Source organism: Christiangramia fulva (genome assembly GCF_003024155.1).
Classification (GTDB): Bacteria; Bacteroidota; Bacteroidia; order Flavobacteriales; family Flavobacteriaceae; genus Christiangramia; species Christiangramia fulva.
In genome coordinates, this window is sequence record NZ_CP028136.1 from 3479820 (window position 1) to 3504282 (window position 24463).

The 24463-nt window shown below is 41.8% G+C and carries 23 protein-coding genes; 1 reads left to right on the forward strand and 22 read right to left on the reverse strand.

Translation table 11 applies throughout. From position 1 onward, the window contains the following. Window positions 1-73: 73 nt before the first annotated feature. From C7S20_RS15580 to C7S20_RS15610, 7 genes are read right to left on the reverse strand one after another with little or no spacing between them, the layout of a single operon-like run. Window positions 74-2440: a TonB-dependent receptor gene (locus tag C7S20_RS15580; protein WP_107013341.1), complete on the reverse strand. Its 2367-nt coding sequence runs from the start codon at window positions 2438-2440 to the stop codon at window positions 74-76. Window positions 2441-2457: 17 nt separating this feature from the next. Then, entirely contained in the window at window positions 2458-2832 is a 375-nt protein-coding gene (locus C7S20_RS15585; RefSeq protein ID WP_107013342.1) for a transmembrane 220 family protein, read from the reverse strand. Window positions 2833-2852: 20 nt separating this feature from the next. Beyond that, window positions 2853-3224 (reverse strand): hypothetical protein, encoded by a 372-nt coding sequence (locus tag C7S20_RS15590; protein ID WP_107013343.1) that lies wholly within the window; start codon window positions 3222-3224, stop codon window positions 2853-2855. 1 nt (window position 3225) lies between these two features. Next, window positions 3226-4467 (reverse strand): hypothetical protein, encoded by a 1242-nt coding sequence (locus C7S20_RS15595; protein WP_159039953.1) that lies wholly within the window; start codon window positions 4465-4467, stop codon window positions 3226-3228. Beyond that, window positions 4464-6083 (reverse strand): DUF4396 domain-containing protein, encoded by a 1620-nt coding sequence (locus tag C7S20_RS15600; protein WP_107013345.1) that lies wholly within the window; start codon window positions 6081-6083, stop codon window positions 4464-4466. The genes C7S20_RS15595 and C7S20_RS15600 overlap by 4 nt, the downstream gene beginning before the upstream one ends. A gap of 9 nt (window positions 6084-6092) precedes the next feature. Then, the gene (locus C7S20_RS15605) at window positions 6093-6431 is read right to left on the reverse strand and encodes a hypothetical protein (RefSeq protein WP_107013346.1); all 339 of its coding nucleotides are present in this window, start codon (window positions 6429-6431) and stop codon (window positions 6093-6095) included. 1 nt (window position 6432) lies between these two features. Continuing rightward, window positions 6433-7827 carry a PQQ-dependent sugar dehydrogenase family protein gene (locus C7S20_RS15610; RefSeq protein ID WP_107013347.1) on the reverse strand — a complete coding sequence of 465 codons (1395 nt, stop codon included), beginning with the start codon at window positions 7825-7827 and terminating at the stop codon, window positions 6433-6435. Between the two features lie 475 nt (window positions 7828-8302). Here C7S20_RS15610 and C7S20_RS15615 point away from each other — a divergent pair, with 475 nt between their 5' ends. After that, the gene (locus C7S20_RS15615; protein ID WP_107013348.1) at window positions 8303-9622 is read left to right on the forward strand and encodes an APC family permease; all 1320 of its coding nucleotides are present in this window, start codon (window positions 8303-8305) and stop codon (window positions 9620-9622) included. A 242-nt stretch (window positions 9623-9864) separates the two neighbouring features. Here C7S20_RS15615 and C7S20_RS19585 read toward each other — a convergent pair whose 3' ends face one another. The 15 genes from C7S20_RS19585 to C7S20_RS15685 all read right to left on the reverse strand — a co-directional run bounded on the left by C7S20_RS19585 (window position 9865) and on the right by C7S20_RS15685 (window position 24448). Continuing rightward, window positions 9865-10077 carry a hypothetical protein gene (locus C7S20_RS19585; protein ID WP_159039954.1) on the reverse strand — a complete coding sequence of 71 codons (213 nt, stop codon included), beginning with the start codon at window positions 10075-10077 and terminating at the stop codon, window positions 9865-9867. A 205-nt stretch (window positions 10078-10282) separates the two neighbouring features. After that, window positions 10283-10846 (reverse strand): PRC-barrel domain-containing protein, encoded by a 564-nt coding sequence (locus C7S20_RS15620; protein WP_107013349.1) that lies wholly within the window; start codon window positions 10844-10846, stop codon window positions 10283-10285. A 182-nt stretch (window positions 10847-11028) separates the two neighbouring features. Next, window positions 11029-13173, reverse strand: coding sequence for a copper-translocating P-type ATPase (locus C7S20_RS15625; RefSeq protein ID WP_107013350.1), 2145 nt, complete (start codon window positions 13171-13173; stop codon window positions 11029-11031). A gap of 10 nt (window positions 13174-13183) precedes the next feature. After that, the gene (locus C7S20_RS15630; protein WP_107013351.1) at window positions 13184-13489 is read right to left on the reverse strand and encodes a phosphoribosylpyrophosphate synthetase; all 306 of its coding nucleotides are present in this window, start codon (window positions 13487-13489) and stop codon (window positions 13184-13186) included. A 7-nt stretch (window positions 13490-13496) separates the two neighbouring features. Continuing rightward, window positions 13497-14141, reverse strand: a complete 645-nt coding sequence (locus tag C7S20_RS15635; protein WP_107013352.1) for a hypothetical protein — start codon at window positions 14139-14141, stop codon at window positions 13497-13499. After that, window positions 14138-15031: a ribose-phosphate pyrophosphokinase gene (locus tag C7S20_RS15640; RefSeq protein WP_107013353.1), complete on the reverse strand. Its 894-nt coding sequence runs from the start codon at window positions 15029-15031 to the stop codon at window positions 14138-14140. The genes C7S20_RS15635 and C7S20_RS15640 overlap by 4 nt, the downstream gene beginning before the upstream one ends. A 7-nt stretch (window positions 15032-15038) precedes the next feature. Then, window positions 15039-16541 carry a thymidine phosphorylase family protein gene (locus tag C7S20_RS15645; RefSeq protein WP_107013354.1) on the reverse strand — a complete coding sequence of 501 codons (1503 nt, stop codon included), beginning with the start codon at window positions 16539-16541 and terminating at the stop codon, window positions 15039-15041. A 21-nt stretch (window positions 16542-16562) separates the two neighbouring features. Beyond that, window positions 16563-17939 carry an MBL fold metallo-hydrolase RNA specificity domain-containing protein gene (locus C7S20_RS15650; protein ID WP_107014270.1) on the reverse strand — a complete coding sequence of 459 codons (1377 nt, stop codon included), beginning with the start codon at window positions 17937-17939 and terminating at the stop codon, window positions 16563-16565. A gap of 14 nt (window positions 17940-17953) precedes the next feature. After that, window positions 17954-18793 carry an ATP cone domain-containing protein gene (locus C7S20_RS15655; RefSeq protein ID WP_107013355.1) on the reverse strand — a complete coding sequence of 280 codons (840 nt, stop codon included), beginning with the start codon at window positions 18791-18793 and terminating at the stop codon, window positions 17954-17956. Window positions 18794-18795: 2 nt separating this feature from the next. Next, on the reverse strand, window positions 18796-19626 hold the full coding sequence (locus C7S20_RS15660; protein WP_107013356.1) for a universal stress protein: 831 nt from the start codon (window positions 19624-19626) through the stop codon (window positions 18796-18798). Window positions 19627-19642: 16 nt separating this feature from the next. Then, entirely contained in the window at window positions 19643-19978 is a 336-nt protein-coding gene (locus tag C7S20_RS15665) for a P-II family nitrogen regulator (protein WP_107013357.1), read from the reverse strand. Between the two features lie 35 nt (window positions 19979-20013). After that, window positions 20014-21024 (reverse strand): type II glyceraldehyde-3-phosphate dehydrogenase, encoded by a 1011-nt coding sequence (locus C7S20_RS15670; protein ID WP_107013358.1) that lies wholly within the window; start codon window positions 21022-21024, stop codon window positions 20014-20016. Between the two features lie 85 nt (window positions 21025-21109). Beyond that, a complete protein-coding gene (locus tag C7S20_RS15675; protein ID WP_107013359.1) occupies window positions 21110-22783 on the reverse strand; it encodes a vitamin K epoxide reductase family protein in 1674 nt (557 codons plus the stop codon). A gap of 39 nt (window positions 22784-22822) precedes the next feature. Then, window positions 22823-23905, reverse strand: coding sequence for an NAD-dependent epimerase/dehydratase family protein (locus tag C7S20_RS15680; protein WP_107013360.1), 1083 nt, complete (start codon window positions 23903-23905; stop codon window positions 22823-22825). 267 nt (window positions 23906-24172) lie between these two features. After that, window positions 24173-24448, reverse strand: coding sequence for a DUF5676 family membrane protein (locus C7S20_RS15685; protein ID WP_107014271.1), 276 nt, complete (start codon window positions 24446-24448; stop codon window positions 24173-24175). Window positions 24449-24463: the final 15 nt, after the last annotated feature.

The following is a 24463-nucleotide window of genomic DNA, read 5'->3' on the forward strand; positions in this document are numbered from 1 at the left end:
TGGCATTAGTCTTAATAGAACCTGAAACTCCCGAAGCTTCGGGACAGGTTGACGAAGATCCTGGATTTTTCAATCAAATCTTGAATGATAAAGTCACTCCCGTAGTAGCGGGATTTCCGAGGTGAACTGCTCCAAAGTTATAGCCGTAGCTAATGTATTCTGTGTCAAAAATATTTCGGCCCCATAGCATGAGCTTAATATCCCGGTAAGAGACACCAATATTGCCATTGTACAGGCTGTACGGCTCCTGCTTTAGATTATTTGCAAGATCGAAATACTGTTCCCCCAGGTACTTCCATTCTGCACGGGCCGTGAATTCCCAATTCTCATTCAGGCCGAGGTTTGACCGGTATTGTAGAGCGAGCATTGAAGTTACTTCCGGAGTATAGATCTGCTTGTTATCTTCAAGATTGACTTCCTCGCCATCTTGTGCAATGAGGAGTGATTCATAACCAGCGTCTGTAAAACCAAGATCATAACTGAATTCCAGGCCGGTGGTCAATAAAGCTTTTAGTTCTACTTCCAGACCTTTACTGGTTAGCTTTCCTGTGTTTCGGGTAACGATAACTCCATCGGGCATGACCAGGGTCGGCACCTGTACGTCGGTCACTTCGGTATAAAAAACAGTGGCATTCACCAGCAGCTTAGTCTCCAAAAAGGAATTTTTAGTACCTATTTCATAATTATCGCTGAACTCCGGTTGGTATTCGTACAGCGGTGGTTGTGTAGGATCTGCGCTTAAAGGAGTGAGTCCTCCCGCCCTAAAACCGCGACTGTAGGTAAGGAAGATGAGGTTTTCTTCTGAAAGATCATACGTGAGCCCGGCTTTTGGCGAGAAGGCATTGAAGCTGGCAGTGGCAGTAGTATCCGGCTGATATTCGAAAAGCGGTTCGGTATCAGAATCCAACTGGTATTCCCCAAGCACAGACTGCTTCTTAAATTCGTGGTCATACCTTAAACCGGCGATCAGACCCAGTTTTTCTACAACCTGATAATTCAGTTGTCCAAAAAAGGCAATTCCTTTTCCTGTTGCCTCACTTATATTGATGAGGGAATAATTTGTTTCTTCAGATCCCATTACCGCAGCATCCTCCCCAAAATGGGTGGCCTGTTTCACCGGACTTTCCTGGTAGAACATATAAGTTCCAGCAGTCCATTCCAGGTCCCTGCCGGGTCCGCTGGCAGAGGAGAGCCTGAACTCCTGGGTCGCTACTTTCACCGTATTCCAGTCCTTTCCGTAGTCATTGATGATCGACATCGCGTCCAAAGGAGAGAAGTCTGCATCAATAGGATTTTGGTAATATCTGTAATTCTGCTGGTAGGCAGTCTGTGAGCTAAAGTTGAGGTTTTCCCCTTTATTGTCGATGACCAAAGAAGTATTAAAGGTGTTGTCTTTCATTGTTGAAAGCTGGTTCTGGTTGAGGGTATAAGGATTTTCCCGCGCGGCCTCGATCCCCATGTTCAAAGGGAAAGCTCCTTCATTTTCGGCTGAAAAATGTTTAAGGTTTAAGGTAGCATTCCAGGTAGGGCTAAAAAGGTATTTTAAATAATAATTTCCGGAAAAATTTTGCTGATCATCATAACTGGAACCGGTGAACTCATTAGTGTAAAATCCTTCCCTTTCCTCATACAATCCGGCTGCACCAAAAAATAACTTATCAGTTAAGGACGTTCTTATTCCTGCCATATATCGCTGTTGGTTATAATTTCCCAAACTGGCCTCTCCAAAAATTGTCGTTTCTTTTTGCGGCTCCCGGGTAATAATATTGATTACCCCGCCCATAGCATTTCTTCCGTAAAGAGTTCCCTGCGGTCCCCGCAACACTTCTATTCTTTCAATATCAAAGAGCTGGGTGATATAGGTGTCAAGGTTGTACTGATTTACTCCGTCTATATAAGTTGCAACGGCAGGATCATAGGAGGTAGTAACAATTCCCCTGATTGAGGTCACGGTTCTTCTATCTCCGGGATCACTGGCGTACAGATTCGGCGAAACAGCGGTGAGATCATTTGCATTCTGGATCTGGCTCTGCTTTACATTTTCATAGGACAGGCTTATAATACTCAATGGGATCTCCTGGATGCGCTCTTCCCTTTTCTGAGCAGTTACAACTACATCCTTTAAACGCTCCCCTTCGGAAGAGAGAATGATTTCCAGCTCAATTTCTTCGGAATCAATTTTTACTGTGCGGGTAGTTTCTGAATATCCGCGTTTGCTTACACTAAGGATGTAAGAACCATAAGGCACTGCCGAAAATGAAAAGGTTCCGTCTCCGGAAGTTTTGGTTTGGAAGGAGGAATTCAGCAGGTTGACCTCTACATTTTCAAGCGGTTCTCCAGATTCTGAAAGAACTTTTCCCGTTAAGCGCCCTCTTTCCTGTGCGCCTGCGGTCATAGAAATAAGAGAAAAAAATATGCTGAAGAGTAGACAGTGTTTCATTACATGGCTTTTAACTTCTATTCAATTTTATTTTTACGGAAGATCAGGTTTAAAAAAAGGGCGAAACTCAGGATGAGTAATCCGAAAAATTCCCGGGTGTACTCGACCCACGGTTTTTCATCTGACATTGATCCGGTAATATTTTCAGCACCATGCCTGGTTATCCAGGAGAGAACTCCATCAGGTATAAAGAAAAGATAGAGGGCATATGCAAGGAAAATAAGAATTCCTGCGTAGTGCAGCATTCTGTTGTCCTTTCTAAATATTGCGAGCAGACAAACAAGGGCTCCATACCCATAGATAACCATCCACAAGAGAGGATCGGGATCATTATATTGTATAACGGCAGAAATAGTGAAGATGATTACAAAGAATGCATTAAGAAATTTCACTTTTTGCTATTTAGGATAATCTAATTTTTTTCTTTTTTGTGTTGCTGATTCTCCTTATGAAGCGGAGGCGACAGGCGCAACATTTTTCGAATTCCCATTACACTTCCTAACAAACCACCTATCCCACTTCCCACGACGAATCCGAAGAAAGCTCCCGGCCCGCGATTGCCTGAAGACATCTGCCCGAGGCCCACTACTGCCCAGCTGCCATCGGCAACCATCCAGGCAAGAAAAGCAACAATAAGCCCTCCCACAATAGCGCCTATTACGGCAAAAGTGAAAATGGAGGGGTGATAAAAAAGCTTGCCGTGAGGATCCCTGTCTGTGGTTTCCAGTACGAGATCGGGACCCGGTTTTTTATGCGGCTTATGTTGATTTTTTTCGTGTTCCATATTAATCTTTTTTTTCCTGCAGTATAGGGGCTTTGGGTAAATATGCTGTAGTGTCCACGGGAATATCAAAGGGAGATAGCAACCTATCTACCGATTGCTGGGTAGCTGTACTAACAGAGGTAGTGTCACCAATGATCCATGCAAAGTTTAGAATTGTTTCCTGAGGCCCGGTCTTAAAAGGTTTTACCATTTTTAAATAATCTGCTGTAGGCTTTGGCACGCTATCGGGTTTTACCAGTAGGATAGGACCGTGTTTTCCCATGTGTCCCAGGACAGCTGCGGGGATCATGTACAGCATATCATCCGGATTTCCGATAATGTAGTTGTGGCCCGCCTGCGCAATTCCCCAACCAAGGGATCTGGGAGACCAGTCCCACCACCAGCCCCAGTTGCGGCCAAAGTCTTTGTACCCGGCGTTCACTGAATTGGAGGCGAAGACATTCTTGCCCGCAATTCTTCGAACCAGTCCGTAGCGGCCCAATTGTTTGGCGACCTTGTCTGAGATGACATCAGAACCTCCGGTCAAATACATGAAAGCGCCAAAATCCCCATACCTTCTCTCCAGAATATCTTTGGTAGCCTGGGGAATGGAATCTTTATACACCCAGGCAAAACCTTTTCCCATATGGGCATTCCAGCCCATTGCACCAATTCCGTGCTCAATTCCTTTAGGATGGTCTATGGCCGAAATGATCACCTCATCGGGATGATCGGCTTTCAATGCTGCCTGCCACCTGTCAAGCACAGAGGCAAGTTGTATAGGGTCTTCTTCATAAAAGGTACGCACCCTATAGCCCAGGATTTCCCTTACTTTTTCTACCTCCTTCGCCGGAACATTGACAGCATAGACATCTGTTCGTTCATCCTGTAGGACACCATCGGGTTTAAGCCGCTTCATTTCCCGCAGCGTTTGCTCTGAGACTGTATTGTCCTGTGAAAGGTATAGCATAGGGGCATTGACAGGCATATGAGTGATACGGTGCATAGCAGTAAAAGCTATCTGTTCGTCCTGGGGAACTAAAATAATGGCTCCAACTGCATTATCTTCCCTGGTGGCGGGATACACCGTTTGAGTCAAGAGAATTGCCTGTTCTTCCGGATTACTTCCCGGCAGTCGAACTGTATACGCAGTGGCCGTAGCTTCCTGTTGTAAAGGATGGCTGCCACCGCCAGGTCCCCCTTCGGTATTTCCGCAGGAGATCAACAGGCTTCCTATTAAGATGCTACAAATATATTTTATCATACATTTCCCGGTTTTAATTGTTTTTTAATCAGCAGCCAATTGATGGGCCAGGCAATAAGGAATCCAACAAAAGATGCGAGCCACATACTGGCGAACCAAAGGACATCATCTTCCTTAGGCATCATGGGGATTTTGTTCATGAGCATGAACCAGGAAGTGGTCATCATTCCTAAACTCACTGCCAGCATGCTGAGGGCAGTAGTGATAAAGGCCATTTTTGAGACCTGTTTATTTGACATACCCGGCATCATGCTTTTCTTCATCGGATATTGAACAAGTGCCCAGGCAATAAGTACGGCAAAAACGTACATGGCGATCATCATGATTGGCATTCCCGCCCCCAGCCAAAAGAACGGACCTTCCATGCCCTCTCCAAAGAAAAGTGGAAAGCCGAACCATACCAGGATAAAACCTACCACGATCATTAAATTGGCTCCATAACCAAATCCCATAGCGGTTGCTGTGGCACTTTGCTGGTTGTGAGACCTGATCCATCTCCAGTCTCCTTTTTCGACTTCTTTGGCGGGTCTCCTGTAGGAGTTTATATATAGTACGGGACCAAGAATTGGGAGTAGTAAAGAAGCAAGGGCCCAGGATATTTTTATCGGCATTTTGACCATGGGGAGGGTATACATTGAATGAATCCACACGAAAAGGGCCGAGGCAATTCCCCATATCACCAATATCACCAATAAGGCTTCCATATCACCTAAAGCTACAGGGCCCATACTCGCATATTCTGCTTTCTCCACGGCAAAATCCATACGCCCCTGGGCTGCATAGCTAATCCGGTTACTTACGATCCAAAAATGACGAAAGGGTCCTTCAGACGGAGTGACAAACCAGTCAGATCTTTGGGCAAAAGCATAACGATCCAACTCTCCTGAAATACCGCCATCTTCCTCGGCATATAATAAAGTGGCGTTATTACTCCGTGCGTAACTAAGAGCTGCCAGTCCCAGTAAGGCATCATCGGGTGTAGTGAGCACGTAATGAAAATATCCGTTGTCACGATCCACTTCCCGACCCCATCCAAATTCAGCTTCTTCATCACGATATTCGGCAAGTTTTAGCGCCAGTTGTTGAGGCGAGCTGGCTGTGACCCTCTCTGCTTCCGCAAAATCATCGAGTTCAGGAATTATATCTGTAGAACCTATAACGAAGGCTTTTTTGTTTTCCAGGTGCTCTTTACTTCCGGAGAGTTGTCCATTTTCATAGAATAGAACCGGGGAGCCATTGAAGTAGGCGTAGTAGAGTGCCGGAAGCGCCCATTCCAGGGCTTCTTTTCCCCCTCCGGGTACAATGATCACATTTTTTGCTTCAGGGTCCACTTGCAGGGATTGAGAAAAAAAGGTCTGCCAGTTCTTTTCAGAAGGGGACATCTCTGCCGTCTTGGCCTCTTCATAGGGAATCGCAGTCTTGAGGTAAGCATGAAGATCTGCGGCACCGGCATTGACCAATCGGGTCACATTTTTGGTATGAGCCATTAACCTTCCTTCTTCAGCGCCAGATTCAGACCAGGGAGAGACCTCCAGCTCTTCCTTTATCAGGTTGGTCAATCCAAAGCCGAGAACGAAAACGACAATAAAAGCTACTACAGGATAGGTCCACTTCATAGTTTTGTTTTAAGGTAATACGTAGGTTAGCAGCCAGAAAAATCCGAACAGACCAATTAGCCCGTACATCATGGCGAGGGCTTTTTTGGTGGCCATATCTCTTTTACCGAACAGGATCAAAAGGCCCGGAATCATTGCTATTCCAAAGATGACGAGTATGTTATAATGTTTTTCTACTTTTTCTGTGGCCAATGCGTAAATGATGAGGGCGACTACTCCCAGAATAACCATGATCAAATGGATCATCCAGGTCATCCTGGGTACTTTCATGTTCATGCTGAGGTGGGTAAAGGCCATAAAGCCGAATACTACACCTATGAATAATAAGATCGTAGCGGTTAGTTCCATATTATTTCTTGCTTACTTTCCAAATTACGCCGGTAAAAGGATGTGCGTTCATACCCGTATCGTCAAACTCAACAACGCCGAAGTCGACTATATAAAGATTGCCTTCTTTGTCCCATTCCAGCTGAATGGGCCTTTCCAGGCCACCTCCTTGATCAGCCGAGGCCGGCAGCCCTGATTTGTTGTAGATAAAGTCTGTAGCTTTCCCTGTAGAAAGATTGACTTGCTGTACCTTGAAACCCGGCCAGTTGTATTTGACATCTTCTGGCGCCTCAGATTCAGGTGGTACTCCTGGAGGCCGGTTGGGGTGGAATTTCTCACCTTTAAAAACCGGTACTATGGTACCAAATTCGGCTACAAGTATATTTGTTTCAGGAATATTCATATTTCCACGGCCAAAGACCATTCCCTGTGTCGCCGAATGTGAGGATAACTTGGCGAGGGGCTGTCTTGGTCTGTCTTTCCCCTTTAACAACTTTTTATGGGTTTCGGGTGTAAGTACAAATTTTCTTTCCTCCTTTTTCACGCCGAAGCGCTCATTGGTAATAGGAAGCCCGCTATAGAAGTCGGGCCAGCCATACCACTCATCCTGTACTACCTCATAAATAGGTTCCCAGTCAAACATTAGCCCTCTTGGCGGCATTGGGTTTGCACTGTTCATCGTTGTAATAAGTCTGCCGTCGGGGCTAAAACGGTAACCAAAACTACTGCGCAAGCCCCAGGCAATTCTCTTTATGTCAGATCCATCCAGGTTGCTTACAAAGAAAGCTCCATTAGCTATTTTTTCTCCCGGTACCACTTGTCCGGCTGTGGTCGTATCCCCCAGAGCGGAATAGGCGCCGGTCCTGATCGAATCGGCCTCAGTGAGTTTAACTTTAGAGGTAGGAACCCAGAAATTTTGTCCGGTAAGGGTAACATCCTCTCCGGGGATTTCCCTTGCTTCGGGCTTATTAAACTGGTCGATCACCCGCACCCAATGGGCTTCAATAACTCCGCTATTTCCCTGGGTGGAAAGGAACCAGTACATTTTATCGTCTTTAAATATGGGCTTGGCGTTGAGGAATTCTCCCCAGGAAGGCAGACCGTTAATTATCGTTTCAAATTCTCCTGTTTCAAGATTATAAACTGAATATCTACTGCGGTGGGAAACGTACAGGTTTCCTTTGTAGAAGGTAACTCCGGTGACAGGAGGGATCAACCCTTCTTCCATGTCTTCGGAAGAATCTTCTTCCTTAATCTCTGTCATGGGTACCACCTGGTCAAAAAACACTTCGGGTTTTTTATTGGGGGCGACCTTTAAAATTCGCGCTTCGGGAGCTCTTGGTGGTTTGGTGCCATAGGTGTGGCCGCCGGCCTCGGCGATATAGTAATTTCCATTCTCATCAAAAGTGATGTCCACAGGATAGGTGAGACCTTCTACGAGCGCTTCGATCTTATATCCCTCGGGTACGGCAATATCTGTTGCATTTACTTCTCGTTGTCCAGGCTGGGAAATCTCAGAAATAACTTCCTCTTCGTCTCCTCTTTCTTCTTCGGCTTTTTTACAGGAAAAGACCAGGAAAAGAAGAATGAAAAAAAACCAGGAAAAGAAGAATGAAAAAAAATGGGGAAAATTTCTTCATTGTCTTTAATGATTGGTTCGCTATTTAAAGGTAAGGACGAAGCAGAAGCTGAACAAAAGCCTTAACAAGTTTTCACAGAAGATTATGATGCCTTTTAGATATTGAACGCCAGCAATGAAAGGAGGTGCTTTTACAATAAACTTAAGAAAATAATTGTTCACTAATTGTAATTTCGAATGAGGGAGATTAATTCCATGGGTTTTCTTTTTCCTGTTGCGAATTTCTCCACTATTTATCCAAAATCTGTTTAGAATGAATGATTATAAGAAAAACAGCTTAAGTCTTGGTAATGCCGTAGCCATGGGAACAGGTGTAATGATAGGTGCCGGTATTTTTGCTTTACTGGGGCAGGTGGCTGAACTTTCGGGAGAATATTTTGCTCTTTCCTTTGTAGTGGGCGGTATAATTTCTGGTTTTAGCGCCTATTCCTATGTGAAGATGGCGAAGGCATATCCGTCTGCAGGGGGTATTGCTATGTTTCTTCAAAAAGCTTACGGAAAAGGCACTATCACAGCTTCCGCAGCACTTTTGATGGCTTTTTCAATGATCCTTAATGAAAGTCTTGTGGCGAGAACCTTTGGATCTTATGCAATGCAGCTATTCGATGGTGGCGAAGACAGTTTTTGGGTGCCGGTATTAGCTGTGGCTCTTTTAGTGGTTGCATTTATTATTAATATTTTAGGTAACAAAGTCATCGGAAAAACCGCAATGACTACTGCTGCAATAAAGATTGGAGGAATCCTGATTTTTGCAATTGGAGCACTTTGGGCAGCAGATTTTGCCGTAGGTTCAGCCTTGCCCTCTTCTGCACCCACTAATTCCTTGACTGATTACATTGCTTCTTTAGCGCTTTCGATTCTTGCGTACAAAGGTTTTACCACCATCACCAACAGTGGAGGTGAAATTGTGAATCCGAAGAAAAATATCGGGAAGGCAATTATTTACTCGCTGATAATATGTGGGGTAGTATATTTTCTTACCGCATTAGCCGTGGGTGCCAATCTGGAGATATCAGAAATCATAATAGCGAAAGACTACTCCCTGGCCGAAGCAGCAAGGCCTTTGTTTGGGAATTGGGGACTTAATTTTACAGTAGGAATAGCACTGGTTGCAACAATAACAGGGGTGATATTTAGTGTTTTTGCTGTATCTCGTATGACCGCTATGCTGACTAACATGAAACTGGTACCACATTCTCATTTTGGAATGAAAGGTAATATCCAACAGCATATGTTGATTTATGTTATTGTAATTTCAATTGCACTGACCGTGCTCTTTGACCTCTCGGGAATTGCGGCAATGGGTGCCATTTTTTACCTGATCATGGATATGATTATCCACGTGGGGGTTTTAAATCGCATGCGAGAGGAAGTGCAGGCGAATCGATTTGTGGTAATAACTGCTATTGTACTAGATGCGGTGGTCCTCATCGGTTTTGTGTGGGTGAAAATTCAAACCAATCTCACCGTGATCCTTGTCTCTTTAGCACTCATCCTGATCACGTTTGTGGGAGAAAAATTGTTCTTAAAGGGAAAGGGGACAGATGAGGACGAAGATTCATCCGGTCATTGAAGCTAAGAAATATTTTTGTAATCTTTTGGAATGGGTTCTACAACGAAAAATAAAAGCCGAAGATTTCAGATCTTCAGCTTTTATCAATTCCAAAAGAGACAGTTCAAATTTTTTTCAGCCCGGTTGTATAACTTATGATCTCGGCTTTTTTCCTCTATAGAAAAATAGGCATCTGGATGAAGCGATGTATAGGAATCTATAGGCATTTCTCCCTCTGCTGTCTGGCTGACAACACCCGAATTTTATTGTGTCTGTTCAATAGAAGTATCCTTAATACCTGCTAACCTACAAAAAAGGCTTTGTACTGGGTTTACCCTTAAAATTTCTTCAGATTGATTCTCTGTTGTGATTGACTGGCAGAGTATTTCTCCACCTATGTACCACGCCATTTCCACAATTACAATTGCTGCAAAAATCAGAAGTAAAATTCGTCTTTCTTCTTTTTTTCTGATCACTGTTAATTAATCATCAACAACTTTTATCATAAACCTGTATGAGTTCTGTAAAAATTTTTATCCTTAGTAAAATGATGAGTGAATGAGGCCAGGCATCAAGTTTTGAATGTCTTCTTCTGTCGTCTTTAGGCAGGATTCGATGTGATGGAATGAATTGTTGTAAACTTTAAGAGCATAGATAGAGGAAAGAAATTGAAAACCGATCCTAACCCTTGTCATGTAAATCACCAAAGAAGTTTTCCTCCCTAAACTCTTCACGGTCATAAAAATTCTCTTCGGTGTACGGAATTTCTTTTGTAGAAGAACCAGCAAAGGCTCTTACTGTTTCTTTTTCATCTTCAATTGCCAGGCTTTTAACGTTTGTGAATTCTGGTAAGTTCAATAGTTCTTCTGAAGTAATTTCTTTTTGTATTATTATCTTTTCTGGCTGTTGATTTATTTCTGCTTTTCCTACAGGAATCAAAATGTTTTTATTCTCTTTTGTATTTCTGCCTTTCTCCAGGGTCACAACTAAATATCTTATTCTTTTGTGATTTCTGTCGAACAGAAAATCCTTCAGTCTTCCCACTTTACCTCCTGTATTTAAAAGGACTTGCCAACCGTAAATTCCCGACAGATGATCAGAAATCTTGTAGTCACTCTTCTTAAGCTCTTCTAAATGCTCAAGTGGTGCAGAAATTTCGTTAGGATCTCTTGAGGTACTTCTTTTTACATCCTGACCAGCCTCATCGTATTTCCATTTTTCTATCATTATTCTGTGTCTCGTCATAGCTTTCTTTTAATCAGGTTCAATTTTTTAATCGCGCAATCATTTAAAATTAAACATATTGTTTTTGAAAGGAAAAATAGGACTCCTAATGTTATTTTAAAATTTTTAATCATTGAGATACAGACATTTTAGCCGTAGCAGTTTCTCTGGTATTTAAAATGATCTTCTCTAAGGACTTTTTTTTATTTTCCAATCTTTTTCTTTAGTAACTGCGCATTAATTGCGACTATAACTGTACTCAGGCTCATAAACACGGCTCCAACAGCAGGTCCTAAAATAAATCCTGTGGAATATAACACTCCGGCAGCTAATGGAATGGCAACTACATTATAACCCGTTGCCCAAATCAGGTTCTGAATCATCTTATCATAAGTAGCTTTTCCAAAGAGGATAAGATTGGCAATATCCTGAGGGTTGCTGTTCACCAGGATGATATCGGCAGTTTCTGCGGCCACGTCTGTTCCCGAACCAACGGCAATACCCACATTTGCCTGAGCCAAAGCCGGGGCATCGTTAACCCCGTCACCGGTCATGGCTACAAATTCTCCCTTACTTTCCAATTCTTTGACAATTTCTACCTTTTGATGGGGTAAGACTTCCGAATAATATCCATCCAGCCCGAGTTTATCACTAACTGCTTTAGCGGTCTTCTCGTTATCTCCTGTGGCCATGAACACTTTAATATTATTCTTTTTAAATATCCTGATGGCATCTGCCGATTCCGGTCTAATCTCATCGGCAAGTGCTATATACCCTGCTAATACCCCGTCGATCAGTACAAAAACCACGGTTTCGGCTGCATCACTATAGGCATCTTCTGGGATGTTAATGTTTTCATCTCGCAAGTATCCGGGACTTACTACTTTCACCTCTTTTCCCTCTACAATCGCTTCCACCCCTTTACCTGTAATTGCATTAAAATTTTCGGGCTTAGGAATAGCGACTTTATCATCTTTTACTTTTTTGATGATCCCAACAGCAATAGGGTGTTCAGAACTCTGTTCCAACGCACTGGCGAGTCGTAAAACCTCTTCTTTGGAGAATTGATCATTCACAGATTCGATACGGGTGACGCCGAAGTCTCCTTTGGTAAGGGTTCCGGTTTTATCAAAAAGTAAGGCGGTAATTTTTCGGGATTCTTCAAAAGCCGTTCTGTTACGAATTAACAACCCATTTTGAGCAGATACTGCTGTAGAAATTGCAACTACAAGTGGAATTGCCAGTCCTAATGCATGAGGGCAGGCAATGACCATTACGGTGACCATTCTCTCAAGTGCATATACAAAAGGAAAGCCTAAGATCAACCAAACCGCAAGGGTGCCAAAACCGATACCCAAGGCTATGTAGGTTAACCATTTTGCGGCTCTGTCAGAAAGATTTTGCATCTTGGATTTGGACTTTTGTGCTTCCTCCACCATAGTGATCACTTTATTGAGGTAACTATCTTTCCCTGTGTGTTCTACTTTAGCCTTTAAAGACCCATTGCCATTAATGGATCCTCCGATTATTTTTTGATCTGTACTTTTCTTTACCGGTTTTGATTCTCCGGTGAGCATCGATTCATTCAGGTAGCTTTCGCCTTCTACGATTATAGCATCTGCAGGCACCTTTTCACCGGGTTTCACAAGAATTATATCTCCTTTTTTTAAAGTATCCAGCTTTACATCTTCAACCTGATCTCCGTTTACCCGATGCGCTTCCGCAGGCATCATACTCACCAAAAGCTGTAAAGCTTTAGAAGCACCCAAAACAGACTTCATTTCAATCCAGTGCCCTACCAGCATGATAGCTATAAGGGTAGCGAGTTCCCAGAAAAAGTCAACTCCCTCAAGACCAAAGACTGTAGCAGAACTGTAAAGATAGGCCACTGTAATTGCCATAGAAATAAGGGTCATCATTCCGGGCGCAGCTTTTTTCACTTCGGACCAAAAGCCTTTTAAAAATGGCCAGCCTCCATAGAAGTAAACAACAGTGGAGAGGGCAAAAAGGATGTACTTATTTCCAGGCAGAAGAAATTCGTACCCAAGAAAATCCTGGATCATTGGCGACAGGAAGAGGATTGGGATAGTTAGAACAAGAGTTATCCAAAAACGCTTCTTGAAATCTTCAATCATTATTTTGTGGTGGTCATGGCCTGCATGGCCATGAGCGGGTTCATGATCGCCATGCTTACCCTTGTCATGATCCATCACATCCCGGTCCATCGCCTCATTATGCCCATGTTTCGTTTTTTCGGTCAGATCATCCTTTAAGTTGGTTTCTTCTTTTCTGGCTTCCCGCTTCGCTTTATTCTTTGACTGCTCCTTGTGTTCGTCGTGATGTTCCATAACCCTGAATTTACTGATTAATTTGTTTTAGTTTGGTTCTCATTGTTTCCGAAATATTCTCTGAATAGATACCGTATGCATCTACCAAAATCCCCCTGACCCCGTAACGGGAAGAGATAGCAAATAATATACTGCTGTCATCTGTACTGCTCATCCCTTCGAATCTATATACTTCATTGACCAAAAAATCCTGTGGGTGTATCTCCAGCTTTAAAGAGGGGCACTCCAGACAGTGGGTCTTTAGGTTAAAATCGTATTTGTAACCTCTGGCCTGGAGGCCATTCACAGCTTCTGAAAGGGTGTCGTAATTGTTCATTTTCGTTTTATTTATAAGTCATTGTAAAATAACTGTTGTCTTCTTCGGTAAATTTTTGAAAGTTCAATAGACCTTGTGCATTTAATTTCTCGTTAACAGTATAATTGAGTTGCTTAATGCGAATCCCCCACGCATAGGCCTTAATATTGATCTTTGAAGTAATAATGTTTTTGTTTTCGTTTAACTTTCGGTCATAAATCTTTATAATGCTTTTGGAACCAAAAAAATTCAACAGCCCTGAATCAAAAGTCATTTCCAATTCTATATCTTGAAGATTGTCCAAATCGTAGAGCTCCTTAAATTTTTCAGAGGTGGTATTGATTTCGGTCTCCTTTGAATTTGGATTCGAGAATGGAAAAGCCATTACCATTACACTTGCTTCATCAGGCTTACAGCGATAGGTTGTAGTGTATTTGTCGGTCAATTTTTTGTCTTTATCAAACAGCTCAGTAACTACCTCAATTTCATAGGATCCATTTTTCTTTATTGTTTCCTCAGCTTTAAAAGTTTGTTTGTTCAGAAAACCACCTTTTTCATCAAAATTTTCCCGAACGATAACTCTGCCCGAAATCTGTCCAATAAGCATTTCAGTTTGTCCATTCATTGTGATGCTGAATAAGATAAATAATACTATAAATCCTTGTTTTCTCATATCTGGTGCATTAATTTTTTCACCTCTTTTGCCATAATATCACTTAAATCTATTCCATTTGAAGGATGCGGGATGGTATGGCAAGTCACTATTTTTTCCACCCCGGAACCCAATAAATCTTTATAGGAATTTCCTGAAAAAACGGCGTGAATGCCTACGCAGATAGGTGGTTTCATTCCTGCTTTTTTCAAATGTTGTACGGTTTCAATCATTGTTCGGGCTGTGGAAATAATATCATCAACCAAAATAGGTGTAGCATCTTTGTATTTATCCACATCTGGAACAGAGACCTCTACATCACGGTCACCGTGGCGCATCTTTTGTAATACTATAAATGGTGCTCCAGCATTTTTGGCGACTTTGGAAACCCATTGTTCGCTTTCCGAATCAGGTCCGATAAGTACCGGGTTTTTGATGTTTTCCTTGATCCATTCTGAAATGGCATCGGCTGCGTGAATCACTTTATTAGGTATTTGATATACTTCTCCCAAAGAACTAATTCTATGTAAGTGAGGGTCAACTGTGGTAATGCTATCGGCAAAGCCTGAAATCAATTTTCCAAAAAAACCGGAAGTAACGCCTTCACCTTCATTAAAAACTTTGTCCTGGCGCATATACGCCAAATAAGGTGCTACCAAACAGGTACACATTGCTCCCAATGATTTGGCTGTGTGGCTTAAAAAATATAGAGGCAACAGTTTCTCGTCCGGTTCGTGCAAGGTGCATACTAGTACCACACATTTTTCTTTAACATCAGATAATATACGCGTGTACGACTCCCCGTCAGGGAATTTACGCACGTTGGCTTTCCCTATTTCAGCATCCATTTTTTTTGCTAAAAGTTCTGTAAGTATTTCATTTCCGGGAAGGCTAAATAATATTGTTTTCATAGCACGTTTAAATTATGGTTATGATGTCGTTATGGTTATTTTTATATTCCAATGCATAGTTAAGTTCGCCTTTGGATTCAGCATATAAAGTATATAGCAATTGATTCTTTTCTATTTGTTCTCCCAAATGGATGTTTAATAGAATTCCTGCCGAAATAGATTGAGGTGCTCCTGAAAGCTTTGCGAGCTTTGCGATTTTTCGGTTATCAATTCTTTTTAAAATTCCGGATCTTTCGGCTGTAATTTCAATTTTATGAGGTGCTAAAACTGGTTTTGAAAAGCGACCTTGTGCTTTACAAATGGCGATAAACTTTTCATATGCTTTTCCAGATTTGAGAATTTGACGTGCTGTTTCCAGTCCCAATCCTTTTTCTTCTTTTCCAGAAAGCTCAAATAGTTCAGCGGCTAAAAGCAATGCTCTTTCTGTTAGGTCTTTAGGTGCATCAGCTTCATTTTTCAAAACTTTTAATATATCAATAGCTTCTAACGTGGGACCGATTCCCCTTCCAACAGGCTGCGTGCCATCAGTAACCACAGCTTTTACCTTCAACCCAACAGCAGTGCCAACGGTTTCCATATGATTTTTTAATTTTAGAGCCATTTCAGTACTGCGAACCTTGGCGGTTTCACCACTTGGAATATCAATGACAACGTGAGTGGATCCTGCTGCAGCCTTTTTAGAAAGTACAGAAGCTATAAGCTGACCTTCACTATCGATATCCAAAGCTTTTTCAATTTTAATGAGCACATCGTCGGCAGGACTTAATTGCGCTGTACCTCCCCAGACAAAACATCCTCCTTCTTTTTCGACTACAGCTTTTATTTCTTTGGAAGAGAGCGTTACATTGGTCAATACTTCCATTGTATCTGCTGTACCAGCTGGTGAAGTGATGGCACGTGACGAAGTTTTAGGCATTGTAAGTCCATAAGCGGCAACAATAGCTACTACCAATGGGGTTGTTCTATTGCCTGGTAAACCACCAATACAATGTTTATCGACCACAATATCTTTACTCCAATCCAATTGTTTTCCTGAAGCTATCATCGCTTTAGTAAGGTCTGCTATCTCATCAATATCCATTCGGTCGCCCGCACAGGCTGTAATAAATGCCGATAGGTGAATGTTAGAATAATTGCCTTCTACGATATCGTTGATGATGTTGTTATAGGCTTTAAAATCCAGTTTTTGATTATAGATTTTAGCTCTTACGTGGCTTAACGATTCAATAGGCTCCAAATGGGAAACATACAGCATTTCATTTTGGGAAACATTCAGTTTTTTTGCTGCAGCATCCGAAAGGCCTATTTCATTTGGTAAAAGAAGGCCGGAACTCAAAACGTTAAGGCTTGCGACGATTGAGGTGGTTGCATTTGATATCCTGATCCTTGTTAGTGCTACAAACCCTTCAGAACTACAGACGTGGCAATCCTCACGCATATACACTACATATTCGTTTTGGGTGTAAATCCCGAGATGTTTGTATTTTAGTATGTTTGAGTGTGGGTCCATTATTTTATTGATTGCTGGGATTTATTCTATTTCTTCGATGGTGTATAATTGCGGAATTTCTGTATTCCATCCATAGGTTTCCTTGATACCTTTTTGTAATGCTTCTGCACTTTCTTTTTCACCGTGGACAATGAATATACGTTCGGGCTTATTTTTAATGTCGCCCATCCATTCTATAAGTTCTGCGTGGTCTCCGTGTGCCGAGAGACCTTCAATTTCAGCGACCTGCATATTGAAAGGCACCCATATTCCATAGACTTTTAGTTCTTTCTCACCTTCCAACAGCTTTCTACCACGTGTGCCTTCAGCTTGATAGCCTACAAAAAGCAAGGTGTTATTCGGATTTTGTGCCTGTGTTTCAAGATAGTTGAGCATTCTTCCACCTGTGAGCATTCCACTCCCTGCAATTACAATTTTTGGTTTGTTATCAGTTCGTAATTCCATTGTTTCACGATAACTACTTACTACTGTAAAGTGCGAACACATTTCATCGCATTCATTCTCTTCCAATCTGTGCCAATCACGAGTTCTATGAAACAGTTCTAATACGTTGGCACCCATTGGGCTATCCATAATCATTTGAACTTTAGGGATTTTGTTCTCCTTGAGTAATTTCCAAAAGATAAGCATCATTAGTTGGGCACGCTCTACCGAAAAACTGGGAATAAATAAGCTGCCACCTCTATTGATGGTATCGTTGATTAATTTTTCAATTTTTGGAAGCGCTTCTACTTCATCAGGATGAAACCTTCCTCCGTAAGTGGACTCAACGAAAAGTATATCCGCTTTTTTTGGTTTAAGGGGTGGATAGAGCAATAAATCATTGGTTCTACCAATGTCTCCAGAGAAGACAAAGCGTTTTCTATAAATATCCAACTCAATATAAGTTGCACCCAGAATATGCCCGCTGTACTGGAAGCGAGCCCTGATACCATCAAATAACGTAATCCATTGTGCTTGTGGAATGCCCTTGAAATGCGGAATGGTTTTTTCTACATCCTTTAAATCGTAAAGCGGTTCCGCAGGATTATGTTTGGAATAACCTTCTTTGTTGGCACGTTCGGCTTCCTGTTCCTGAATTTTTGCACTATCATTCAAAATGATTTTTGCAATGTCCAAAGTAGGATTCGTACCATAAATGGGACCATTGAAGCCTTGTTTTACCAATCTGGGTAGATATCCTGTGTGGTCCATATGACCGTGTGTGAGCAATACCATATCAATTTCTGAAACTTCAAATGGTGGATACTCCCAGTTTTTAAGGCGTAATTCCTTCAAACCTTGAAAAAGGCCACAGTCTATGAGTATCTTTCTCTCTCCCGTATTCACTAAATATTTTGAGCCGGTTACTGTACCTGCCGCCCCTAAAAAGTGGATGTTTATTTGATTAGTTTTCATTGGTTGTTGTAGGATTAGATTTTGCATAGTTCAAGTGAATCTTCCAGAATTCTTTTGTGTCGGGAGTTGGGAATTCCTACTTTATCTAGTAATTCGGGATTTTCGTGAAGCTCTTTGCAGAGCACGATACCTTCATCTAATAATTTTGTTTTTTCAGCTTTGGTAAGGGTTGTTAATGCTGTTAATGGATGCAGGCCAGATTGGTCTATTCTATCTTTAAGGCCATTTCCTCTTGGATAATCCCAACTGGTCATCAGTAATCCAACACATTTTCCGTACTGAATGGCATCGGTTGTGAAACGCGTGTTGGTGTACACCCCACCTTTGTGAAGTTTAGCCCTGTGACCTTTTTGGTTTTCCCATTGCTTTTCCACGTCCAAAAAACGGGAATGGATATACAACGGGATTTTCACGTTGCAAAACCTGCCTTGGTCGCTATGGTATTTACATTCAATCATATAGTGTTTGTCGCCTTTTTGGGCGATAACATCAACTTCGTGCTGTACACAATTACCTTGAACAATAACTCCCACATTTGCGCTAAAGCCTTCCATCTCCAAAATCTTACCAACAAATTTTTCAAAGGGAAATCCTGATGGCCCTAATTCCATAATGGCATTTTTGAGCTTGTATTTTGAAGCATTTACCCTTGCTTTATTCTTAAGAATTTTAAATGCCATCTGATAGATCGTTTTTGTGGTAATTCCATCATAAAGCTGGCTTTCAACTTGTTCAAGTATTTGCTGAATTAAACTATCGCTTGCCTGAGACCGTTTCAGGGAATTGATGAGTTTGTCAATACGGAACTCCTCATACTCACCCGAAGACTTTTGAACCATGACTGATTTTTTCATAGTTACATTTTTATAGTCATTACAGGCAATTCAGAATGGTTGGTTATCTTTTCAACAGTGCTACTGGAGAAGAGGCTTAGAAATCCCGTACGTCCGTGAGTACACATAGCAATAAGATCCACATTCTTGTATGCCAGAAAATCATTTATGCCTTCCTCTACACCCGATTCGTTATAGACATTCATTGTGTAAGCGGTGAACCCTGGAAAATTTTTAAGAAAATCTTTAATAGGTTGCAGACCCTGCTCAATACTATTAAAATCGGTTATAGTATTTACCTTTAATAAATGGACGCGGGCATCACATTTTTCAGCAAGTGATTTTACGTGTTGAAATTCTTCTGTCACATCTTCTTTAAAATCTGAGACAAATAAAATATCTTTAAAAGGAAAAGAAACTTCCTTATCTTTGACTACGATGACAGGCACCTCGGCTTTTCTCACTATTTCTTCCACGTTGCTTCCAAGTAATTCACGAATTCCTCCTTTTGTGCCACTACTACCGGTAACTATAAAGTCGTGTTCAAAATGACCGCAGTGGCTTAGTATGTTGTTGATCTCACCATTAAATTCCAAAAAGGTCCTGCATTTGAGTCCTTGTCCCTCTGCTTTTTTTTCTAACTCTCTCAAATCGGCTTTTGCACTGCCAATCTCTAATTTTGTTTCAGGATATCGATCTTCCTTCTGTTTGTCCAGTCGAACCCAGTCTACGGGAGTTTTAATCAAATGGAAGAAATGGATTTCCGAGTTATAAAATTCGGCCATTTTGAGCCCCAGCTCCTCTGCTTTTCGACAATTTTCAGAAAAATTGGTAGGTACGAGTATATTGTTCATAATTTCACATTATTAGTTACTTCACATTATCGTTTTTGGTATCTCTTATTTTAAATGTATCCTGCACATCAGAAACATATATTAAACCATCACCACTCTTTCCTGTTTTGCCATTTTGACGAATGATTTCACAAATAGCCTCAACTTTACTATTCTCACAAACGATTTCCAGTTTAAACATCTTGCTGTGGAGGAATGGTAGTTTGAGGGAAGGCCATTCTTTTTCGGGATCAGTATAATCTCCGGTTCCTTCTCCTTCGAAGACTGTTAAACAGCAGTGTCCTTCTCTTCTCAAGGAAGAAATCACCTCCTTGATTTTATTTGGCCGAATGAATGCTTTTATTTCTTTCATAATCTTAGTTTTTTATTTATTCCGTTAAGGATTAATTATATTCCTAAAATACGGTTAGTCTTTATAATAGAATCTTGAGCATTCTTTTCAAGACCTGTGAGTGCTCTTATGGCGTCAATAGTTTCAGGGATTACAATCGCCTGATTATCTACTACATATGCATAAAACAGTTCATCCCCCTGTACCTTCAACATATCTTCCCAAAGTGCTACTTCGTACATATCTCCCCAAGGTCGACCCATATCCAGAAAAAATTCTTTAATGGTGTTATTGGAAACCAAACCCTGGTCATACCGGATCATCTTTATTCTTGTCGAGGTTTTAAAAGCATTTAAAACGTCATCTTTTGAGGCCTTTTTCTTCAGTTTTACATTCCAATAGTGCATGTGGCTCAGGGTTTCAGGTACTTTGACTGCAGCAGTAATAACATCCAGTTCGGGATCTACACTTTGAGCATCGGGACCCTGATGACTGGGAATATCTTTTTCAGGAACCATTGTATTCATGATTCCCCCCATATGGCTTTCCCAGGGATCTGTTGCTCTTCGCAATAGAGTACCGCGGGCACTTAGTAATAGATCTGCTCTTTTGAGGGCCGTAAGAGTTCTTAAAATGGAGGTGGTGTTGCACGAAACCACCCGCGTAGCATCTATGTTTAGAGCGGTTTGGTAATTGTTTTCGGCACTGAATGAATGGCCCGCAGTTTCATGCTTTTCACCTCCTTGTACAATAAATTTTTTACCTTGACTTTTGTATCGTTCAACGTTTTTTGCGGCAACTTTTTTAGGGGTGCAATCCACAACCAGGTCCACCTGATCTAAAAGCTCTGTCATTCCGCCTTTAACGGAGAATCCGGCATTTTTCATTTCCTTTTCTGCTTCTTGTGTGGCGCTATAAATATCGTAGTTCTTTCTTACCGCATTTTCTATGCGCCAGTCACTTATGATATCACAAATGCCGGTTAACTCCATATCATCTTGTTTGTCAATGGCATCGGCAACTCTTTTGCCAATAACCCCGTATCCTACTACTGCTATCTTTTTCATTATCTTAGATTTTCTGGTTAATCATTGATTATAAATCTCTTTGTTTCGGAATGGTGGGTTAATTTACGTTTCACAGTGAACCGTCTTAAACAACATATTTATCCCAAAGTCCATAGGTTTCCTTTATTTCTCCTTTTGAGTAAGAGAGAATTATTACTAAAATTCCAGTTATACTTGTGCTTAACATGAACGCTAAACTCACACTTTCAATAAACCACGGCATCACGGCCAATACCAGCCCGAGTAAAACATTTAAGTAGCGTAAGCTTCTAATAACTTCAGCCATGGCCATCACAGCAAATACAATTACAAGAGCCCCACCCAGATGATTCAAATCGGCAAACGGAGTTTCTATTCCAATTCCGAAGACTGTAGGAAAGACCATCAGCCAGATTCCTAAAAAGGTCGATACTGTCAACCTCCAGGGGAAGCTCATTCCCCAGATTGAAGATTTAAATACCTTCCAGGGATTATCATTCAATTCTGCTATTTCAGGGGAGCGTACATCTGTTTCTGTGGATAATGCTTCACCACCTTTCCAGAACACCCTCCATAGGGAATCTCCTTTTTGTTTTCTTTGAACCATATGTTGCCACATTGCGATTACCTCATCAATTTGCAAAGGGATCATTGGAAGCATAACTATAGCTGAAAAGAGGCAGATAGCACACCAGGCGCCTACCGACAGCGGCTGAGAAATGATCAAAAAAATACTTACGAATCCAAGTGGAATGACCAAAATTCCAAAAAGAGTTACCATCCAGGGCATGGTGCGCCAACGGGACGTGCCGCCCATAAATCCCATCAGAAATTCCAGAGTGTATGCAAAGGTCCCCAGGGCAGCATCAGATATAGGAAAGGAATGAGACATATCAGAATTTAGAACGGTCATGGTGCCGTTATCAAAAAAGGGATCCCAGGCATAGTCTATATATCCCAACTGGAAGGCTCCCAGATACCTGGAGGCTAACCATCCTAAAAACGCCAGCCCAATCATAATCGAACGTTGGGGCCAGCTTGAAGGATTATAACTCCACCCCATAGGTACATCGCCTCCCATTTTCATGAATGTGATCATGTTTGGCATCCCCGGAATAAGAATGGTCAGCGCAATAATTAAGGCGCCCACCATGGTTCCGTTATAATAAGCAATAGCAGTTGGCGCCCAGAAAACAAAGGGAGCTAGACTGATCCACACCCCAATAAAACAACATATCCAGACGCTGTAGGGGCGGTTTGGTTTAAGAGAACGCCATCCAAAATACACCAATAGTATTCCGCTAATAATATCGCTCCAGCGCATTGCAGCTATCCTATCGGCAAGAGTTAACCATACATCTCTTCCGCCACTGGGTTCAACCACATTCTTTCCATAATCAAAAGTGAGGGGAGAAATGATCATCCAAAATCCCAGTAATACCACCGCCCAAAAAACCCAAAGCGTTTGCTTGTGGTGATTCACCAGCATTTTCATACGATCTTCTGTACTCATTTTCATGCCACCCATATCCTTGTGTTCGCGGCTTTCCATGTGCATCATTGGACGGGTGACGCCCCGTGAACCCATACCTTCCATTTTGTGGCCTGACATTTCGTTTTTTGCTTCCTCCTTTTTCACCAACGTCATTCCGCATTTCGGGCATTTGCCCGGTTCATCACTCAGGACCTCAGGATGCATAGAACAGGTGTACTGAACCTTTTTTGAAGATTTATCATCATTACCCGGGTGGGCCATTGAGGAAGGATCATTTTTTTTCATAATACGATTGAATTTTGGTTAATGAATCTGCATTCCTGATCATTTATTCAAATGATTCTCCCGATAAAATTTCTTTGGATCGTCGTTTAAGTTTTTTACCATTTTTGGCAAAGTATCACGAAGACTATGTTCGGGTTTCCAGCCCAACAATTTTTGCGCTCTGGAGCTGTCCATCTCAAAATGGTCATTTGCGAGATCGATCATCCAGGGTTTTATAAAAGCTTTGCCGAACAGATTTTGCATAAATGCCCCGGCTTTGGCAAACCACTTTGGAATGCCGATAATGGGCATTTTTTTTCCATGGATTTCAGTGCTTATTATATCCTGGAGTTCTTGGTAAGTGAGGGTTTCATCATCCCCAATATTCAGGATTACTTCGGCTGGGAGATCTTTTCGTTTTTCAACAGCTAAAGTCATCGCATCGATAACATCATCCCGGTGTACATAGGTGCTGCCATGGGCTGTATTGGCAGGATATAGTTTTGCTGTAATTTGTTTCTCGTAAATTCGCTGAACCTGATTGGTGATGGGTATTGAACTCCCCTCTTCACTGTAAACTCCGGCTATACGCATCATCACTATAGGAATTTCACCCCGTTTTTCGTGCATTACTTTTTCAGTTGTAACCTTCGATTTAGGATAATCCCATTTAGGTTCCAGAGGCGAATCTTCTGTTATTCTCACCCCGGGAGATGAAGGTTTATACACCAACATACTACTCGAGAAGATAAATTGCTCAACCTCAAAATCCTGCAGGTATTTAAGCAAACGCTCAGTACCTTTTACAGTCACTTTGTCGTACAGATCAGAGGGTCTCCCCAGAAAATCATAATAAGCCGCAAGGTGTACGACTGAGGCGATTTTGTTACCGTAGGCATAACGGATCCTTTCAAAAGCAAAGGCCATTCGGCTATCACTTGTGAGATCCACACAAACACATTCGGCTTCTACCGGTGGAAAAGGATAACCATCCTGATCAAATCCCACGACGTCGTATTTTTTAGCAAGCTTGTGAATTAAAGCTGAGCCAATCATTCCACTGCTTCCTGTTACAATCACAACCTCTCTCCCAAGATTCCCTTTCGACCTAAGACTATTTTTTAAAGGAGTTATACTTTCCATTGTTCGAAATTTTAATGATTATTCAACTTTCTTTTTTTATGCTCCTTGAATTTAATAGAAGAATTATGAGATTGTTGCCTTTCACCAGCATGTCCGGAGCAGCAGATCGGGTCCGGGCGACTTCATCCAACCGGAGAAATCGCTGGTAAACCCTATAATGGTCAAACCTGTACTTAATATCTTATAACTCTTCCACATTGTGAGCTGTTGTTGCGAATAATTGATAAAAAGCAGCCTACTCATGTCGCTATTGAAGTAGCTCCCGAATTATTTGGCCTTTACTGTCACATTGTAAAATCCAGCCACACAAGCCCCTATAAGCCAGGCAATAATGAAAGTTTGAGCCAGACCTAAACCGGCTTCCCAAAGGGGTATATCCATTCGGATTATAGTGGAGGTGTCCAGGCCATGTAAGAGGCTGTTAAAGAATAGTACTGTTCCTTCGCGGCCCATAGTGGCCATCACTAATATACACCCCAGATAAAGGAGCGCTCCTGTGAGGCCAAGGGCCAAACCGAATTTTTTTACATTTAATTGATACATAATATTGGAATTTAA

What these genes read in the sequence shown, in the direction of transcription:
- C7S20_RS15660 (WP_107013356.1), bottom strand. Translation starts at nt 19,626, where the DNA reads ATGAACAATATACTCGTACCTACCAATTTTTCTGAAAATTGTCGAAAA.
- C7S20_RS15580 (WP_107013341.1), bottom strand. Translation starts at nt 2,440, where the DNA reads ATGAAACACTGTCTACTCTTCAGCATATTTTTTTCTCTTATTTCTATG.
- C7S20_RS15680 (WP_107013360.1), bottom strand. Translation starts at nt 23,905, where the DNA reads ATGGAAAGTATAACTCCTTTAAAAAATAGTCTTAGGTCGAAAGGGAAT.
- C7S20_RS15675 (WP_107013359.1), bottom strand. Translation starts at nt 22,783, where the DNA reads ATGAAAAAAAATGATCCTTCCTCAATGGCCCACCCGGGTAATGATGAT.
- C7S20_RS15630 (WP_107013351.1), bottom strand. Translation starts at nt 13,489, where the DNA reads ATGAACAATTACGACACCCTTTCAGAAGCTGTGAATGGCCTCCAGGCC.
- C7S20_RS15605 (WP_107013346.1), bottom strand. Translation starts at nt 6,431, where the DNA reads ATGGAACTAACCGCTACGATCTTATTATTCATAGGTGTAGTATTCGGC.
- C7S20_RS15685 (WP_107014271.1), bottom strand. Translation starts at nt 24,448, where the DNA reads ATGTATCAATTAAATGTAAAAAAATTCGGTTTGGCCCTTGGCCTCACA.
- C7S20_RS15620 (WP_107013349.1), bottom strand. Translation starts at nt 10,846, where the DNA reads ATGACGAGACACAGAATAATGATAGAAAAATGGAAATACGATGAGGCT.
- C7S20_RS15635 (WP_107013352.1), bottom strand. Translation starts at nt 14,141, where the DNA reads ATGAGAAAACAAGGATTTATAGTATTATTTATCTTATTCAGCATCACA.
- C7S20_RS15655 (WP_107013355.1), bottom strand. Translation starts at nt 18,793, where the DNA reads ATGAAAAAATCAGTCATGGTTCAAAAGTCTTCGGGTGAGTATGAGGAG.
- C7S20_RS15600 (WP_107013345.1), bottom strand. Translation starts at nt 6,083, where the DNA reads ATGAAGTGGACCTATCCTGTAGTAGCTTTTATTGTCGTTTTCGTTCTC.
- C7S20_RS15615 (WP_107013348.1), top strand. Translation starts at nt 8,303, where the DNA reads ATGAATGATTATAAGAAAAACAGCTTAAGTCTTGGTAATGCCGTAGCC.
- C7S20_RS15670 (WP_107013358.1), bottom strand. Translation starts at nt 21,024, where the DNA reads ATGAAAAAGATAGCAGTAGTAGGATACGGGGTTATTGGCAAAAGAGTT.
- C7S20_RS15665 (WP_107013357.1), bottom strand. Translation starts at nt 19,978, where the DNA reads ATGAAAGAAATAAAAGCATTCATTCGGCCAAATAAAATCAAGGAGGTG.
- C7S20_RS15650 (WP_107014270.1), bottom strand. Translation starts at nt 17,939, where the DNA reads ATGAAAACTAATCAAATAAACATCCACTTTTTAGGGGCGGCAGGTACA.
- C7S20_RS15645 (WP_107013354.1), bottom strand. Translation starts at nt 16,541, where the DNA reads ATGGACCCACACTCAAACATACTAAAATACAAACATCTCGGGATTTAC.
- C7S20_RS15640 (WP_107013353.1), bottom strand. Translation starts at nt 15,031, where the DNA reads ATGAAAACAATATTATTTAGCCTTCCCGGAAATGAAATACTTACAGAA.
- C7S20_RS15625 (WP_107013350.1), bottom strand. Translation starts at nt 13,173, where the DNA reads ATGGAACATCACGACGAACACAAGGAGCAGTCAAAGAATAAAGCGAAG.
- C7S20_RS15595 (WP_159039953.1), bottom strand. Translation starts at nt 4,467, where the DNA reads ATGATAAAATATATTTGTAGCATCTTAATAGGAAGCCTGTTGATCTCC.
- C7S20_RS15590 (WP_107013343.1), bottom strand. Translation starts at nt 3,224, where the DNA reads ATGGAACACGAAAAAAATCAACATAAGCCGCATAAAAAACCGGGTCCC.